A 14,691-nucleotide genomic window follows, 5' to 3' on the forward strand; every position below is an offset into this window, starting at 1 on the left:
GTTTACCCGTAAGGAGGAGATGGAGGTGAAAGAAGATAAAGGATTTACTTTGATAGATGAATATTGGTTATCGCATTGTTGGAATAATGGCAGGAATTGCTTTGCCTTCTGTATTGGGTATGATTGAAAAATCTAAGGTTGACGTCTGTAATGTTAATATCGCTGTGGTGGGGAGATATTATGAAGCTTATTTGGGGTTAGAGTCTTTAGAGCATTCACAAGTGGTGTTTCTACAATATCTTCATTCTTAAGATGGAGATGTATGTCCTGATGATGAAGGTGTACCATATTGTAGGAGTTGCGCTTTAGTTGAATTGAATGGTCGTGGGGAACTGAGTATCGTAGCTAGAATGAACGTTAGAAACCTTGCGGGATAGGTGTTCGAGGCGTTTTTAGTGAAATTTATAGATTGATTTAATGGTATATATATTAGGAACACACTCGGTTTAAGGTGCTTAAAAGGTAAATATCTATTTCGTATTTGTTTGGTAGATTGAATAGATATTACGAGGTAGGTATCAGAAGTAGATAAGCTTAGTGGATTAGTAGTTGGTTGGAAAGTGAATTCAGTTTCCAATTAAGTCCTAATTTACTAAAGAAAAAATTTTAAGGAGTGTAGCTGGATGTATATGAAGGTTAAAAGATTGATAGATATCATTCTTTCTTTAATTGGACTTATAGTATTATTACCAATTTTTTTGATTCTAATTATTGCTATAAAGCTCGAATCAAAAGGCCCAGTTCTGTTTAAGCAAAAGCGTGTAGGAATTAACAAGACACATTTCAACATATTGAAATTTCGTACCATGAGAATTGATACGCCGAAGGATACTCCCACTCATTTATTAGAAAACCCAGATCAGTACATTACAAAAATGGGTAAATTCCTGAGAAAGACTTCACTTGATGAGCTTCCGCAGATTTGGAATATCTTTGTTGGGCAGATGAGTATTATCGGCCCGAGGCCAGCACTTTGGAACCAGTATGATTTGATAGCAGAGCGTGATAAGTATCGTGCTAATGATGTACCGCCGGGGCTGACGGGATGGGCTCAAATTAATGGTAGAGATGAACTTCCTATTGACGTTAAGGCAAGGTTGGATGGGGATTATGTTGAGAAGATTAACCTTTGGATGGATGTTAAGTGTTTCTTTGGGACCATCGTTAGTGTTATGAAAAGTGACGGTGTTGTCGAAGGTGGAACTGGAGCAGGGAAAGAAGTAGCGAGTACTAAGGAGAGCATTACTAAATGAAAAAAATATTGATAACAGGAAAAAACAGCTATGTGGGTAAGAGCCTTGAAAAGTGGCTTGAAAATTATCCTGATAGATATTCAATAGATTCAATCAGTTTGAGAAATGAATACTGGAAGGAAAAAGATTTCTCTGAATATGACATTGTGTTTCATGCTGCTGGGATAGCACATATTAAAGAAACAAAAGAAAATGCTGATATGTATTACAAAGTAAATCGCGATCTGGCATATGAAGTTGCGTATAAGGCCAAATTGGAAGGGGTCAAACAGTTCATATTTTTAAGCTCAATGAGTGTTTATGGAATTGAATATGGAGTGATTGATAAAAGCTCTTCGCTCAATCCTAAAAGTAATTATGGGAAGTCAAAACTTCAGGCAGAAGAACTAATAAAACCTTTAGAGCGTGATAATTATAAAGTTGCAATAATTCGCCCACCTATGATTTATGGTAAAGAATGTAAAGGTAACTATGTTAGATTATCAAACCTTGCAGTGAAAATTCCTTTCTTTCCTAGTATAGAAAATAAACGTAGTATGATTTATATTGATAATCTGTCTGAGTTTGTTAGGTTGTTAATTGATGATCATGGGAGTGGCGTGTTTTTCCCACAGAATGCAGAGTACGTAAATAGTAGTGAAATGGCATTTCTCATTTCTAGGTTACATGAGAAGAAGATGTTAATGACAAAGTTAGTTAATCCAATTATAAACTTAATTGGAAGAAGAATTGGATTAGTTAATAAGGTGTTTGGTAGTTTGGTTTACGAAAAGAGCATGTCTGAATATAAAACAAATTATATGGTTATCGGTTTTGAAGAATCAATAAAAAGAACCGAAGTGGGCTGGGAGTAGATATTAGTATGAAGGCAGTTCTTATTAGCTGTTTTAACTATTACGATAACAGATTAAAGTATGTAGAACAATTTCTGAGAAATATAGGATACGACGTTATTTATATCACATCTGACTTTAATCATATCGATAAGGTTAGATATTCAATTAATAGACCAAATACAATTCAAGTACAGGTTAAAACTTATTATAAAAACCTATCAGCACAACGATTATTATCTCATTATTTTTTTGCAAAAGATGCTTTTAAAGAAGTGAAAAAAATCAACCCCGATCTACTATACGTGATGTTACCACCAAATTTTCTTGCGCGGTATGCCACTAAGTATAAAAGAGAAAATAAGGTGAAGTTGGTTTATGATATTTACGATTTATGGCCTGAAACGTTTCCTTCAATTACGTCTAAGAAAATGTTAGCAGCGCCATTTAAATATTGGAGAAGGTTAAGAGACGATAACCTCAATGTTGCAGATGTAATCTTCACAGAATGTGGGCTGTATCAAGAAAAACTTAATCCTATATTAGAAAAAATGAATACTGACATATTATATCTGGCTAAAGAGAAAAGTAAACTAGGGAGTGACCCTCAAATAAATGCAAGCACAGTAAATGTCTGCTATTTAGGATCAATTAATAGTATTATAGACATCCCTTCAATAGTTCAACTATTAGAGGCAATTAATAAACTTAAACCTGTTACTTTACACATTATTGGTGATGGGGAAAAAAGAGAACAATTTATAGAAGATATAAAGAAGGTCGGAGTAAATGTAAAATATTATGGGAAAATTTATGAAGATGAAAAGAAGAAAGAGATTTTTGACAAATGTTCTTTTGGAATAAATATGATGAGAAGTACGGTTTGTGTAGGCCTTACGATGAAGTCAATTGACTATTTTCAAGCTGGATTACCAATCCTAAATAATATACAAGCTGACACATCTAAATTAGTTGAGAAATATAATATAGGTTTTAATGTTACATCTGATAATTTAGAATATGTTTCCAGAAAGGTAGCTAGTGTTGAAATCACCGAACTGCGGGCTATGAGAGAAAATACAGCGAAGGTATTTAATAGTTTATTTTCTTTAGAAGCGTTTAACAAAAAACTAAACGATTGGGTTAAGTATCTAACTTGATAATATTAGATTATGGAAATGTTAAATAAAATATATGTAGCGTATCTTGCCCGTTTTTGTGAGTAAGCTTTATTAGGTGCATTTTTATCTTATATTATGAAGTATTTTAAATCACTTTGTTCAAAAAGGTAAGGAGAAATAAGCATGAATTATTGTTGTGCAGGAATAGTTCTATTTAACCCAGAAATTGATAGATTAACAGATAATATAGCTGCAATAAAGGAACAAGTGAATAAGATTATTTTGATAGATAACAATTCGAATAATTCGGATCAAATTCTTAAGGAATATGAGCTATCTGAAGAGTTTATTATTGTAAGAAATAATGAAAATAAAGGTATTGCAACAGCATTAAACCAAATATGTGAGATAGCAGAAAAAAATGAGTATGAATGGGTATTACTGTTAGACCAGGATAGCGTTTGTAGTCCAAACCTTATTGAGTCTTATAAAAAATATATATCGGATGAATCAGTTGCCTTACTTACACCGTATATAATTGACATTAATAAACTATCATTTGATGAGTATTCTGAACTTAAGTTGCCAGAAACTTCTGCTGTAAATTGGGCTATAACTTCGGGGTCTTTGATCAGATTAAAAACATGGGAAAAAGTAGGTAGATTTTACGATGATCTTTTCATAGACGCTGTGGATATTGATTATAGTATTAGACTAAAATTAAACGGTTATAAACAAATAAGAGTTAATCGTGAATATTTATTGCAAGAAGTAGGACATGCTGAACCGACCTGTATAATGCGTCCGCATAAGGATAATTCTGGAAAGTGGACTATAAAACGATATTACCGAAGTAACCATTCACTATTGAGACAATACTATATGACGCGAAATAATATAATTATAGCTAGGAAATATAGCCAATATATACCTATGATGAAGAGTGTTTCATTTACAATGGTGATGTCGCTACCAAAACCTTTTGTTGAAAAAAACAAATTCAAATTATTACACAGTTTAATACTTGGCTTTAAAGATGGATTTAAATTTAAAGTTATTAAATATATCAAGTAAGCCTAGAAATTAGGAATGCTTTGGTAAATTAAATTCCATTAAGATATAACAATATTTGTTTAAATTGTACTTTTAGATGAACATTTTTAGCCGAAATAAACAGTAAACGAAAGTGGGCTAATCAATGATATATCTACTTATATTATTTTTAATAATAATATTAATTATAAGTTATTTTATAACTGGAAAAGATTTATTATCTCCTTGGGTAATAAGTTGTTGTATGTTCCTTTTAAGTGCTTTATTCGTCATTCCAAATATTGAATCGTGGAATGTCCAATTAAGTGCTATAACAATTTTAGTAATTGGACTAGGTTTATTTTCTTTCGGTTTCGGTGAATTATTTGTTAGAAAGTTATATCAAAAAAAAATGCTCGATAGAAAAAAAAACCAACTTCTAAATAAACACGAAAATAATGAAAGAAAACCTATTAATATACACACCTCTATTTTGTTGTTTTTTATAATTTTTATGTTAATTGTTACGTATTTTTATTACAAGCAGGTTTTAGATTTTGCGTATGCTGCTGGTTTTACAGTATCATCCGACTTACCGATGCTGCGTTATGCAAGAATTGCAACAACGACTAATATTGCTGAAAGTGTTAGTACAAATAAATTGTTAGGTCAAGCTGTTATAATTTCTTACTCTTATGCTTATTTGATGATATACGTGGTTCTATACAATACCATCATTCTAAAGTATAGAAAAAGGTTAATCTTATATATTCTTCCGATAGTAATCTATTTAATCCAAGTAGTTCTTACTGGTGGAAGAACGCAATTTATATATTTAGTCAGTTCTTTATTCTTAATTAGTGTAATATTTTATCAAATTAAAGCGGGTTGGAGTAATTCTAAAAACTCAAAGTATATAAAAGTGGGTATAATAACTTTTATTGTAATGTTAGTTGTGTTTTACTTTTTAGGTAATTTTACTGGGAAAACTGCTAAGTTAAATTTACTTGAGACAATATCGATTTATGTGGGCTCACCAATTGTTGCATTCGACATTTTTTTGCAGAATTATACTAATAATTTTTCGAACTTTTTTGGTGAGAATACTTTATTTGGAATTTATGATATATTGCAAAGATTTGGTTTTGATGTTCCAAATTTAATACGAATAGCTGATTTTGTAAATATCGGGGGATATGAAACAAATATTTATACTTCATATATGAGGTATATTAAGGATTTTTCATACCTTGGCTTTCTTATTATAGAAATGTTTTTAGGCGCAATTTATTCATTTCTCTATTTAAACATTAAGGTTAAAAATAAACCATCTATAAATATTGTTATTTTTGCAATAGTTTTTCAGACAATTATCGAGTCCTCTATTGAAGAAAGATTTTTTATGAATGTCTTATCATTAGGTTATTTCCTTAGAATTGGATATTTAGTTTTTTTATATTTTGTGTTGCTAAAAGTTAAAATAAAATTCTAGCATTGTATTTTATATATTTTTCAGCTATTAAAACCATATAGTGGTAGTCTTATTTTTTAGTAAATAACTTTTAGAATAATGAAGTTAGTAGTGCGGGGTTAATTCAGAAAGGGGGTATCACAAATATGAAAATATGTTTAGTTGCACATTTAAATGATTTATCTGGTGCAAATAGGTCACTTTTGGACTTATCTGGTGCATTAGTGGATCAAGGGCAAAGTGTTACTGTGGTGATACCAAGGCATGGTGAATTGGAAAATGCATTAATAGAAAAGGGCATTAATTATAAAGTTATTTATTCTGGAACATGGGCAGGGGTAAAGGGGAAGGAGAAAAAATGGAAGAAAATATACAAGCAAATTGTTAACTTTTTTGCAGAATATAAATTTTATAATTATATAGTTAGTGAAGGTTTTGATATTGTACACTACAATTCTATTGTGTATGGTGTTGGTGCAAGATTGCTGAAGAAAAATGAGAAACCATATGTATGGCATTTGAGAGAGTTTCCAGAAGAACTTAGTTTAAAGTTTTATAATAAAACATTGGTTTATGATGTTGTTGGGAATTCAACTTTAATGTTTGGTATTTCTAAGGCAGCTTATAATGTTTACTCAAAAGTATTCGACGAAGCCAGATTAAAAGTAATATATAACGGCCTTACATTCCCAAGTAGTTACCAGAATAATGAAAGAGATTTTTTGTTTCCAGAAAAGATAACGCTTGTCATTGTAGGGGCAATTTATTCGGGAAAGGGTCAGCTTGATGCAGTACGTGCTGTTGAATACTTATATAATCAAGGAATGAAAAATATTAATCTCAAAGTAGTAGGACAAGTTGTTGATCATCAGTATATGAAAGAAATAGAAGATTTTATAAATATGCATTCTATTCATAATATTATAGAGTTTTGCGGATATCAGTCTGATGTAACAGATATTAGGAAAAATTGCGACATTGCCTTGGTATGTTCAAAAAGTGAAGCATTTGGGAGAGTTACCATTGAGGCTATGTTTAATAAGCAAATTGTAATAGGATCTAACATCGGCGGAACGTTGGAACTTATTGAAGATGGAGTTAATGGTTTTTTATATAAACAAGGGGACCTTATGGATTTAGTAGAGAAAATTATTTATGTTATACAAAATAAAAAACTAAGTAAACAGATTGTTGAAAATGCTTACTCAACTGCAACAAATAAATTTTCGATTACAGAAACAGCAACAAAAGTAATGGATGCTTATAAAACTGTAAAAGTGAAAAAAAATAGGGAAAGGGGGCTTAATGATGGATATTAGTATTATAATGCCAGTATATAATTCAGAGGAATACTTATCTGATGCAATAAAAAGTATACTTAATCAAAGTTATGAGAATTTCGAATTGATTTTAATTAATGATGGCTCAAAGGATAATTCAGGTAGTATTTGCGACGAATTTGCCCAAAAGGATGCTAGGGTAGTCGTTATTCATAAGGATAATGGTGGGATTTCAGATGCAAGGAATGCAGGTTTAAGAGTAGCTAAAGGGGAGTATATAGCATTTTCAGATAATGATGATATTTTTTCTGGAAATTTATTAGAAGATAATTTCAAAATTGCTAAGCAATATGATGCGGATATAGTTAAATATGGGGTTTCGTATTATGAAATCTCTAATAAGTCAAAGCGAAAAATTCCAATTAGGGATCTTCCGTTCCAAGTAATTGACAAGAATGGAATATCGAAAGACTATTTAACATTAAAAAGGAATAATATCTTTGTTTATGTTTGGGATTCGCTTATTAGAAAAGACATAATATTAGATAATAATTTATTCTTTGATAGGGCCTTCAAATTTGGTGGAGAAGATATTGATTTTAATTTATCAATATTTAAATATATAAAAAAACTTGTTATAAATCCTGATGAACACTATACACATTTCAAAAGATTCAATCATAGTACAGTATGTAAATTTTCTGTTGAAAAACTCAATCCTTTTTTATTAAATGCAAAAAAGGAAAATGAGTTAATTACCGAATTAAAGGTAAATAGGGATCCTGAGCTGATGATAGAAAGTATAAGTAGTTATATTATACAGGTCTCTTATACATTAAATCATATTGATGAAATGACAAGACTAGAGAAAATTGAATACTTAAAGAGAATCGGTATTTTTGAAAGGTTTATTTGCAAGTACTCCTTTTCTTTGTTTTTAAAAGGGCTAGTATATCGGCCTAAAAGGGCTCTAGTGATTTGGTTGTATTCGCATACCTTTTATAAATCACTATTGAAAATATGTGCATAGTCGCTTAAGCCTAGATCGACAGGAAGGTCTATTTTAGCCATATGTAAAGAAGAGAGGTAGTTAAAGGTGAATTTATATGAAAAAATTCGAAACAATGAAGAGAAAATCGCAGTAATAGGGCTTGGTTATGTAGGTATGCCAATAGCCGTTGCTTTTGCAAAAAAAGTTGATGTAATAGGGTTTGATCTAAATAAGCAAAAAGTTGAGTTATACAAATCAGGGGTTGATCCCACAAAAGAAGTTGGTAATGAAGAAATTAAAAATACTACAGTTGAATTTACGTCTGATGAAACAAAAATTAAAGAGGCTAAATTCCACATCGTAGCTGTACCTACTCCTATTAACTCAGATAAAACACCCGACCTCTATCCGGTTGAAGGAGCAAGTAGGATAATAGGGAGGAATCTCACTAAAGGATCCATTGTTGTGTATGAATCAACAGTTTACCCTGGTGTCACTGAAGATATATGTGTTCCAATTCTAGAAAAAGAGTCTGGCCTTAAATGCGGAATTGATTTCAAAATTGGGTATTCACCGGAAAGAATTAATCCTGGAGATAAGGTCCATAAACTAGAAAATATCATTAAAATTGTATCTGGCATGGATTCTGAGAGTCTTGATGTAATAGCAAAAATTTATGAATTAATAATTGAAGCTGGGGTTTATAGGGCAGGGTCAATTAAAGTAGCTGAAGCTGCCAAGGTTGTAGAAAATAGCCAACGAGATATTAACATAGCTTTTATGAATGAGCTTGCAATGGTGTTTGACCGAATGGGAATAGACACAAAAGAAGTCATTGATGCTATGAACACAAAATGGAATGCACTTAAGTTCTATCCTGGACTTGTAGGAGGACACTGTATAGGTGTAGACCCTTACTACTTTGTGTATGAAGCTGAAAAACTAGGATATCATAGTCAGATAATTTTATCAGGTAGGAAAATCAATGATAACATGGGTAAATTTGTAGCTGATGCAATTATAAAAAAATTAATATTAGCCAACAAGGTAGTAGCACAATCAAAAATTGTAATTCTCGGGATTACTTTTAAAGAGAATACACCAGATACACGAAACTCTAAAGTTATAGATATTATTGACAGCTTAAGAGAATATGGTATTGAACCAGTTGTTGTTGATCCCCAAGCGGATGCCGGTGAAGCTAAGCACCAATACGGAATTGATCTAAAAGACTTGGAAGATGTTAAAGATGCTGATTGTCTTGTGCTTGCGGTTGCTCATGATGTATTTAAGCAAATGAGTTGGGATGAAATTGACTCATTGTACGGTGACTTTGATAATAAGGACAAAGTTTTTATAGATGTAAAAAGTATCTTTAATAGATATGAGATTGAAGAGAAAGGATATAGTTATTGGAGATTATAATTCTCTTCTGAGCATTCCTGTAATAATTAAAGATGTTAGATTTATATAGATTTTCGTACTAACTTGTAGAAAATTCCACGAATGAGAAAACCAGAACTTATTTAAATACGAATTTAGATTATATTGCTATTCTAACAACTAAATATGTTATTAAGATCGAGGGATGCTTATTGAATAATAAGGCAATTACTTTTATTAGAAACTTTTCATACACTCTATCTTCAAACCTAATATCAATGTTGATTTCTACAATAGTCATACTACTAGTTCCAAAATTAATAGGAGTAGAAGAATATGGATATTGGCAGCTATATCTTTTTTATTCTTCTTATGTGGGATTTTTACATTTTGGTTGGAATGATGGGGTGTATCTCAGATATGGTGGCAAAGAATATAAGGAATTAAATAAAAAACTATTCTTTTCGCAGTTTTGGACGTTAGTAATCCTTCAGTTCTTTTTAGGAGCTATTATTATTGTACTTTCGACTGCACTTAATTCAAATGATAATCGTGTATTTATTCTTAACATGACTGCATTTTGTATGTTTTTAGTAAATGTCAGATATATGTTAATTTATATATTGCAAGGTACAAATAGAATTAAAGAGTTTGCACAAATAACAATGATGGAAAAGTTGCTTTACTGCTTTTTAATTATTTTATTTTTATTAGTTGGCGTAAGGCAATTTGAATTGTTGATATTTGCTGATATATTAGGAAAACTTTTATCTTTAATATATGCAACTTATTGTTGTAGAGAAATTGTATTCAAAAAAATCAGCAATCTTTATTTGGATATAAAAGAAACATTTGAAAACATTAGTATTGGAATAAAGCTAATGTTTGCTAATATAGCGAGCATACTGGTTATAGGAATTGTTCGATTTGGGATTGAGCGTACATGGGATGTTTCCACGTTCGGTAAGGTATCACTAACATTGAGTGTGTCTAATCTAATGATGGTATTTATTAATTCAGTTGGAATCATTATGTTTCCAGTCTTGAGAAGGACGGATAAAGAAAACCTTCCTAAGATTTATAGAGTCATGAGAAGTTTCTTAGTGGTACCTCTGTTGGGGTTAATTGTGTCTTACTATCCTTTGAAGATTGCTTTAACAGCTTGGTTACCACAATATGCAGAGAGTCTTTTGTATATGGCACTTCTTTTTCCAATATGTGTTTATGAGGGTAAAATGGCTTTGTTGATTAATACTTATTTAAAAACATTGAGAAAAGAGAAACTAATGCTTACTATAAACCTTTCATCAGTTATTTTAAGCATTATTCTTTCACTTCTTTTTACAGTGGTTTATGTGAATTTATCATTGGCTGTTTTAACGATTGTTGTGCTTTTGGCTTTCCGATGTGTATTGGCAGAAATTCTTCTTTCAAAGTTACTTAATGTCTCCGTATATAAAGATATATTACTTGAATCGGCAATGATAATAATATTTATTTTAACCGGTTGGTATATATCCTCATGGATAGGTATAGCACTTTATCTAGTCGGTTATGGTTTTTATTTGGTAATTAAAAGAAGAGAAATTAAAGAAACAGTTATTAATATAAAATATTTAATAAAAGGTTAAAAGTACCATAGATTTGTATATTTAAACTATTATAAATACTGTAATTAGCTATCAATAGTTTTGAAGTATTTACTGAGTGTTCCACTAGTTTTTTAAAAAAAATTTTAGAGGTGTTAAAATGAAAGGAATTATTTTAGCAGGAGGAAGCGGTACTAGGCTTTATCCAATTACAAGATCCATTTCAAAACAATTAATCCCCATTTATGATAAACCAATGATTTATTACCCATTATCCATTTTAATGTTAGCGGGGATTAGAGAGATACTAATTATTTCAACACCAAGTGATACTCCACGCTTTGAACAGTTATTAGGAGATGGTTCAGAATTAGGGATAAACTTAAGCTATGCTGTTCAACCTTCACCGGATGGATTGGCACAGGCTTTCATCATAGGAGAGGACTTTATTGGTGATGACAATGTTGCACTAATCTTAGGTGACAATATTTTTTATGGACATGGTTTTACGAGACTATTGGAAAAAGTGGCTTCAAGAGAAACAGGGGCAACAGTTTTTGGTTATAATGTAAAAGATCCAGAAAGGTTTGGTGTCGTCGAGTTTGATGGTGATGGTAAAGCTGTTTCGATTGAAGAAAAGCCAAAAGTACCAAAATCTTTATATGCTGTTACAGGACTATATTTTTATGACAATCGAGTTGTTGAGATTGCCAAGAATATTAAGCCATCAGAACGTGGAGAGTTAGAAATTACAACTGTAAATGAAGAGTATTTAAAATTAGATGAACTTCATGTTGAATTACTAGGTCGTGGTTTTGCTTGGTTAGATACGGGTACTCATGAGTCATTGTTAGAAGCTTCAACCTTTATTGAAACGATTGAGAAGCGACAAAGTTTGAAGGTTGCATGTTTAGAAGAAATTGCTTATCGAAAGGGCTATATTACAAGAGAGCAATTAATTAAACTAGCAGAACCCTTAAAGAAAAATGGATATGGTCAATATTTATTGCGTCTTGCTGATCAAGTAATAGTAGACAAAGAATTAGTAGGTGTAAAATAGTGAAGATTACTAAAACAAAATTTGAAGAAGTTGTAGTGATAGAACCCAAAGTATTTGGAGACCACCGTGGATGGTTTACTGAAACGTATAGTAAATCAGTTCTTACTGATTTTGGTATTGATTTAGAATTTGTTCAAGATAATCATTCATTTTCTGCAATAAAAGGTACTTTGCGGGGATTACATTACCAGTTAAATCCGAAAGCACAATCAAAGCTTGTAAGATGTACAAGGGGTTCCATCTTTGATGTGGCTGTGGATATTCGTAAAGGAAGTTCAACTTATGGGGAATGGTTTGGAATTGAATTAAGTGCCGAAAACAAAAAGCAACTGCTAGTACCAAAGGGTTTTGCTCATGCATTTATAACCTTAATGGATGACGTAGAAGTTCAATATAAAGTAGATGAAGTATACTCTCCAGAGTATGAACGGGGCATATTATGGAATGATCCAGAAATCGGTGTTGAATGGCCAATCGATGTTGAACCTGTATTGTCTGCTAAGGATGAGGTTGCTCCACTATTAAAAGATGCTGATAATAATTTCGTGAGTGGTGAATAAGCGAATGAAAGTACTCGTAACGGGTTATGGTGGGCAGCTTGGTTATGATGTAGTTAGGGAAGGTGCTAAGCGTGGACTAGAGATGATTGGTACCACTTCTAGTGATTTAAATATTACAGAAGAAAATAGGGTTTCGGAATATCTCAATAAAGTAAAGCCGGACGCTATTATTCATTGTGCTGCGTATACAGCCGTGGATAAGGCAGAAGAGGATCAAGAGAGCTGCTATGATGTGAATGTACATGGAACAAAGTATCTAGCAAATGCCGCAAAAGAAGTGAATGCTAAGTTTGTCTATATTAGTACGGACTATGTTTTTGATGGAGAAGGGGAAATTCCTTTTTCAGAGGATACTACTCCGAATCCGATTGGATATTATGGGGAAACAAAGTATAAAGGTGAGCAAATTGTTCAATCTTTATTAAATGACTATTTTATCGTTCGTATTTCATGGGTTTTTGGTATAAATGGAAAAAATTTTATCAAAACAATGCTAAGACTATCTGAAACGAGAGATGAATTAAACGTAGTAGGTGATCAATACGGTTCGCCTACATATACGTTGGATTTGGCGCGTCTATTGATTGATATGGTACAAACGGATCGTTTTGGTATCTATCATGCTTCGAACGAGGGTTTCTGTACATGGGCTGATTTTGCATCGGAGATCTTTAAATTGTCTAATAGAGAAGTAAAAGTAAATGCGATTACTACTGAAGAATATCCAACACGAGCAGTTAGACCAAAAAATTCACAGATGTCTAAAGTAAAATTAGTTTCAAATGGTTTTAACCCGTTACCAGAGTGGCAAGATGCGCTGGCACGCTATATGTCTGAGTTATCCCAAGAGGTGAAGTAAAATGAAAAAGAAAATTCTAGTTACAGGTGGAGCAGGTTTCATTGGGGGAAACTTTGTTCAGTTTTTGGTGAAGAAATACCCTGAATATGAAATCTATAATTTAGATTTACTAACATATGCTGGAGATTTAACAAAACATAGAGAATTTGAAAACGAATCAAATTATCATTTTGTAAAAGCAGATATTGCTGATCGGGAGAGTATTTCAGCTCTTTTTGAGAAGGAAAAGTTTGATTATGTTGTTCATTTTGCAGCAGAGAGTCATGTTGACCGTTCTATTACAAATCCAGAAATATTTGTTATAACAAATGTTCTTGGAACACAAGTATTACTCGATGCGGCAAAAGTAAATAATATTAATAAATTTGTTCATGTTTCTACAGATGAAGTATATGGAGAACTAGACTTTGATCCGACTACTTTCTTTACAGAAGATACCCCTTTACAACCGAACAGTCCATATAGTGCGAGCAAAGCATCTTCGGATTTATTAGTGCGTGCTTACCACGAGACATTTGGGTTACCAGTAAATATTACTCGCTGTTCCAATAACTATGGGCCTTATCATTTTCCAGAGAAATTAATCCCTCTTACTATTTCTAGAGTGATGAATGATCAAAAGGTACCAGTATACGGGGACGGTAAGAATATTCGAGATTGGTTACATGTGTTAGATCATTGCGCTGCCATAGATCTGGTATTACACGAAGGTGTAACTGGAGAAGTGTATAACGTAGGTGGGCATAATGAACGAACGAATTTAGAAGTTGTTAAAACGATCATTAGGACTCTAGATAAATCAGAAGACTTAATTGAGTTTGTTGAAGATCGTCTTGGTCATGATAAAAGATACGCAATTGACCCAACTAAATTAGAACAATTAGGTTGGAAACCTACTTATACTTTCGAAACTGGTATCGCTCAAACCATTCAATGGTATTTGGACAATAAAGAATGGTGGGAACAGATTATTAGCGGTGAGTATCAGAAGTATTTTGAGAAGCAGTATAGTGCGAAGTAATGAAATAAGCCTTCCTCTTTTTGAGGGAGGCTTATTTCTATATGTTTTTGAATTTATTAAATTCAAAGGCAGACATTATTTCTTCAACATAAAGAAAACATGATGCAACAATATGACAGTTGTAAATAGTTACACTGAGAAGATTTGTTCAAAATCTTAAATAACATAAATAAGAGTTTAGAGGGGATAATGATAAATTTGAATTGATGTATCTGGCAAACATGCTAAATACCTACAT

14 protein-coding genes are annotated in these 14,691 nt (G+C 31.9%); all 14 read left to right on the forward strand.

What is annotated here, in order from left to right:
• Positions 1 to 56: 56 nt before the first annotated feature.
• The 14 genes from CE058_RS16205 (at position 57) to rfbB (ending at position 14,453) form a co-directional block, all read left to right on the forward strand.
• Positions 57 to 251, forward strand: a complete 195-nt coding sequence (locus CE058_RS16205; RefSeq protein ID WP_163144052.1) for a hypothetical protein — start codon at positions 57 to 59, stop codon at positions 249 to 251.
• Between the two features lie 372 nt (positions 252 to 623).
• Positions 624 to 1,253 carry a sugar transferase gene (locus CE058_RS16210; RefSeq protein WP_163144054.1) on the forward strand — a complete coding sequence of 210 codons (630 nt, stop codon included), beginning with the start codon at positions 624 to 626 and terminating at the stop codon, positions 1,251 to 1,253.
• On the forward strand, positions 1,250 to 2,107 hold the full coding sequence (locus tag CE058_RS16215; RefSeq protein WP_163144057.1) for an NAD-dependent epimerase/dehydratase family protein: 858 nt from the start codon (positions 1,250 to 1,252) through the stop codon (positions 2,105 to 2,107). Before CE058_RS16210 ends, CE058_RS16215 begins: the two co-directional genes overlap by 4 nt.
• A gap of 8 nt (positions 2,108 to 2,115) precedes the next feature.
• Positions 2,116 to 3,246 (forward strand): glycosyltransferase, encoded by a 1,131-nt coding sequence (locus CE058_RS16220; RefSeq protein ID WP_163144059.1) that lies wholly within the window; start codon positions 2,116 to 2,118, stop codon positions 3,244 to 3,246.
• A gap of 144 nt (positions 3,247 to 3,390) precedes the next feature.
• The gene (locus CE058_RS16225; RefSeq protein ID WP_163144061.1) at positions 3,391 to 4,281 is read left to right on the forward strand and encodes a glycosyltransferase family 2 protein; all 891 of its coding nucleotides are present in this window, start codon (positions 3,391 to 3,393) and stop codon (positions 4,279 to 4,281) included.
• A 124-nt stretch (positions 4,282 to 4,405) separates the two neighbouring features.
• Positions 4,406 to 5,731 (forward strand): O-antigen polymerase, encoded by a 1,326-nt coding sequence (locus CE058_RS16230; protein WP_163144063.1) that lies wholly within the window; start codon positions 4,406 to 4,408, stop codon positions 5,729 to 5,731.
• Positions 5,732 to 5,856: 125 nt separating this feature from the next.
• Complete coding sequence (locus CE058_RS16235; protein WP_163144065.1) at positions 5,857 to 7,029, forward strand: glycosyltransferase family 4 protein; 1,173 nt, start codon at positions 5,857 to 5,859, stop codon at positions 7,027 to 7,029.
• Positions 7,019 to 8,020 (forward strand): glycosyltransferase family 2 protein, encoded by a 1,002-nt coding sequence (locus CE058_RS16240; protein ID WP_163144067.1) that lies wholly within the window; start codon positions 7,019 to 7,021, stop codon positions 8,018 to 8,020. The genes CE058_RS16235 and CE058_RS16240 overlap by 11 nt, the downstream gene beginning before the upstream one ends.
• Before the next feature lie 66 nt (positions 8,021 to 8,086).
• Positions 8,087 to 9,406 carry a nucleotide sugar dehydrogenase gene (locus CE058_RS16245; protein ID WP_163144069.1) on the forward strand — a complete coding sequence of 440 codons (1,320 nt, stop codon included), beginning with the start codon at positions 8,087 to 8,089 and terminating at the stop codon, positions 9,404 to 9,406.
• Positions 9,407 to 9,576: 170 nt separating this feature from the next.
• Positions 9,577 to 10,995: an MATE family efflux transporter gene (locus CE058_RS16250; protein ID WP_163144071.1), complete on the forward strand. Its 1,419-nt coding sequence runs from the start codon at positions 9,577 to 9,579 to the stop codon at positions 10,993 to 10,995.
• A 118-nt stretch (positions 10,996 to 11,113) separates the two neighbouring features.
• A complete protein-coding gene (gene rfbA, locus CE058_RS16255; protein ID WP_163144073.1) occupies positions 11,114 to 12,013 on the forward strand; it encodes a glucose-1-phosphate thymidylyltransferase RfbA in 900 nt (299 codons plus the stop codon).
• Positions 12,013 to 12,573: a dTDP-4-dehydrorhamnose 3,5-epimerase gene (gene rfbC / locus CE058_RS16260; protein ID WP_163144075.1), complete on the forward strand. Its 561-nt coding sequence runs from the start codon at positions 12,013 to 12,015 to the stop codon at positions 12,571 to 12,573. The genes rfbA and rfbC overlap by 1 nt, the downstream gene beginning before the upstream one ends.
• A gap of 4 nt (positions 12,574 to 12,577) precedes the next feature.
• Positions 12,578 to 13,432, forward strand: coding sequence for a dTDP-4-dehydrorhamnose reductase (rfbD, locus tag CE058_RS16265; RefSeq protein ID WP_163144077.1), 855 nt, complete (start codon positions 12,578 to 12,580; stop codon positions 13,430 to 13,432).
• A 1-nt stretch (position 13,433) separates the two neighbouring features.
• The gene (gene rfbB / locus CE058_RS16270) at positions 13,434 to 14,453 is read left to right on the forward strand and encodes a dTDP-glucose 4,6-dehydratase (RefSeq protein ID WP_163144079.1); all 1,020 of its coding nucleotides are present in this window, start codon (positions 13,434 to 13,436) and stop codon (positions 14,451 to 14,453) included.
• The last annotated feature ends 238 nt before the right edge of the window (positions 14,454 to 14,691 follow it).

The organism is Bacillus sp. 22-7, from assembly GCF_010628845.1.
GTDB classification, from domain to species: Bacteria; Bacillota; Bacilli; order Bacillales; family Cytobacillaceae; genus Cytobacillus; species Cytobacillus firmus_B.

Excerpts from the sequence above, each read along its gene's own strand:
- rfbA (WP_163144073.1), top strand. The coding sequence starts at position 11,114 with ATGAAAGGAATTATTTTAGCAGGAGGAAGCGGTACTAGGCTTTATCCA.
- rfbB (WP_163144079.1), top strand. The coding sequence starts at position 13,434 with ATGAAAAAGAAAATTCTAGTTACAGGTGGAGCAGGTTTCATTGGGGGA.
- CE058_RS16210 (WP_163144054.1), top strand. The coding sequence starts at position 624 with ATGTATATGAAGGTTAAAAGATTGATAGATATCATTCTTTCTTTAATT.
- CE058_RS16240 (WP_163144067.1), top strand. The coding sequence starts at position 7,019 with ATGGATATTAGTATTATAATGCCAGTATATAATTCAGAGGAATACTTA.
- CE058_RS16220 (WP_163144059.1), top strand. The coding sequence starts at position 2,116 with ATGAAGGCAGTTCTTATTAGCTGTTTTAACTATTACGATAACAGATTA.
- CE058_RS16215 (WP_163144057.1), top strand. The coding sequence starts at position 1,250 with ATGAAAAAAATATTGATAACAGGAAAAAACAGCTATGTGGGTAAGAGC.
- CE058_RS16205 (WP_163144052.1), top strand. The coding sequence starts at position 57 with ATGAATATTGGTTATCGCATTGTTGGAATAATGGCAGGAATTGCTTTG.
- CE058_RS16230 (WP_163144063.1), top strand. The coding sequence starts at position 4,406 with ATGATATATCTACTTATATTATTTTTAATAATAATATTAATTATAAGT.
- CE058_RS16225 (WP_163144061.1), top strand. The coding sequence starts at position 3,391 with ATGAATTATTGTTGTGCAGGAATAGTTCTATTTAACCCAGAAATTGAT.
- CE058_RS16235 (WP_163144065.1), top strand. The coding sequence starts at position 5,857 with ATGAAAATATGTTTAGTTGCACATTTAAATGATTTATCTGGTGCAAAT.
- rfbD (WP_163144077.1), top strand. The coding sequence starts at position 12,578 with ATGAAAGTACTCGTAACGGGTTATGGTGGGCAGCTTGGTTATGATGTA.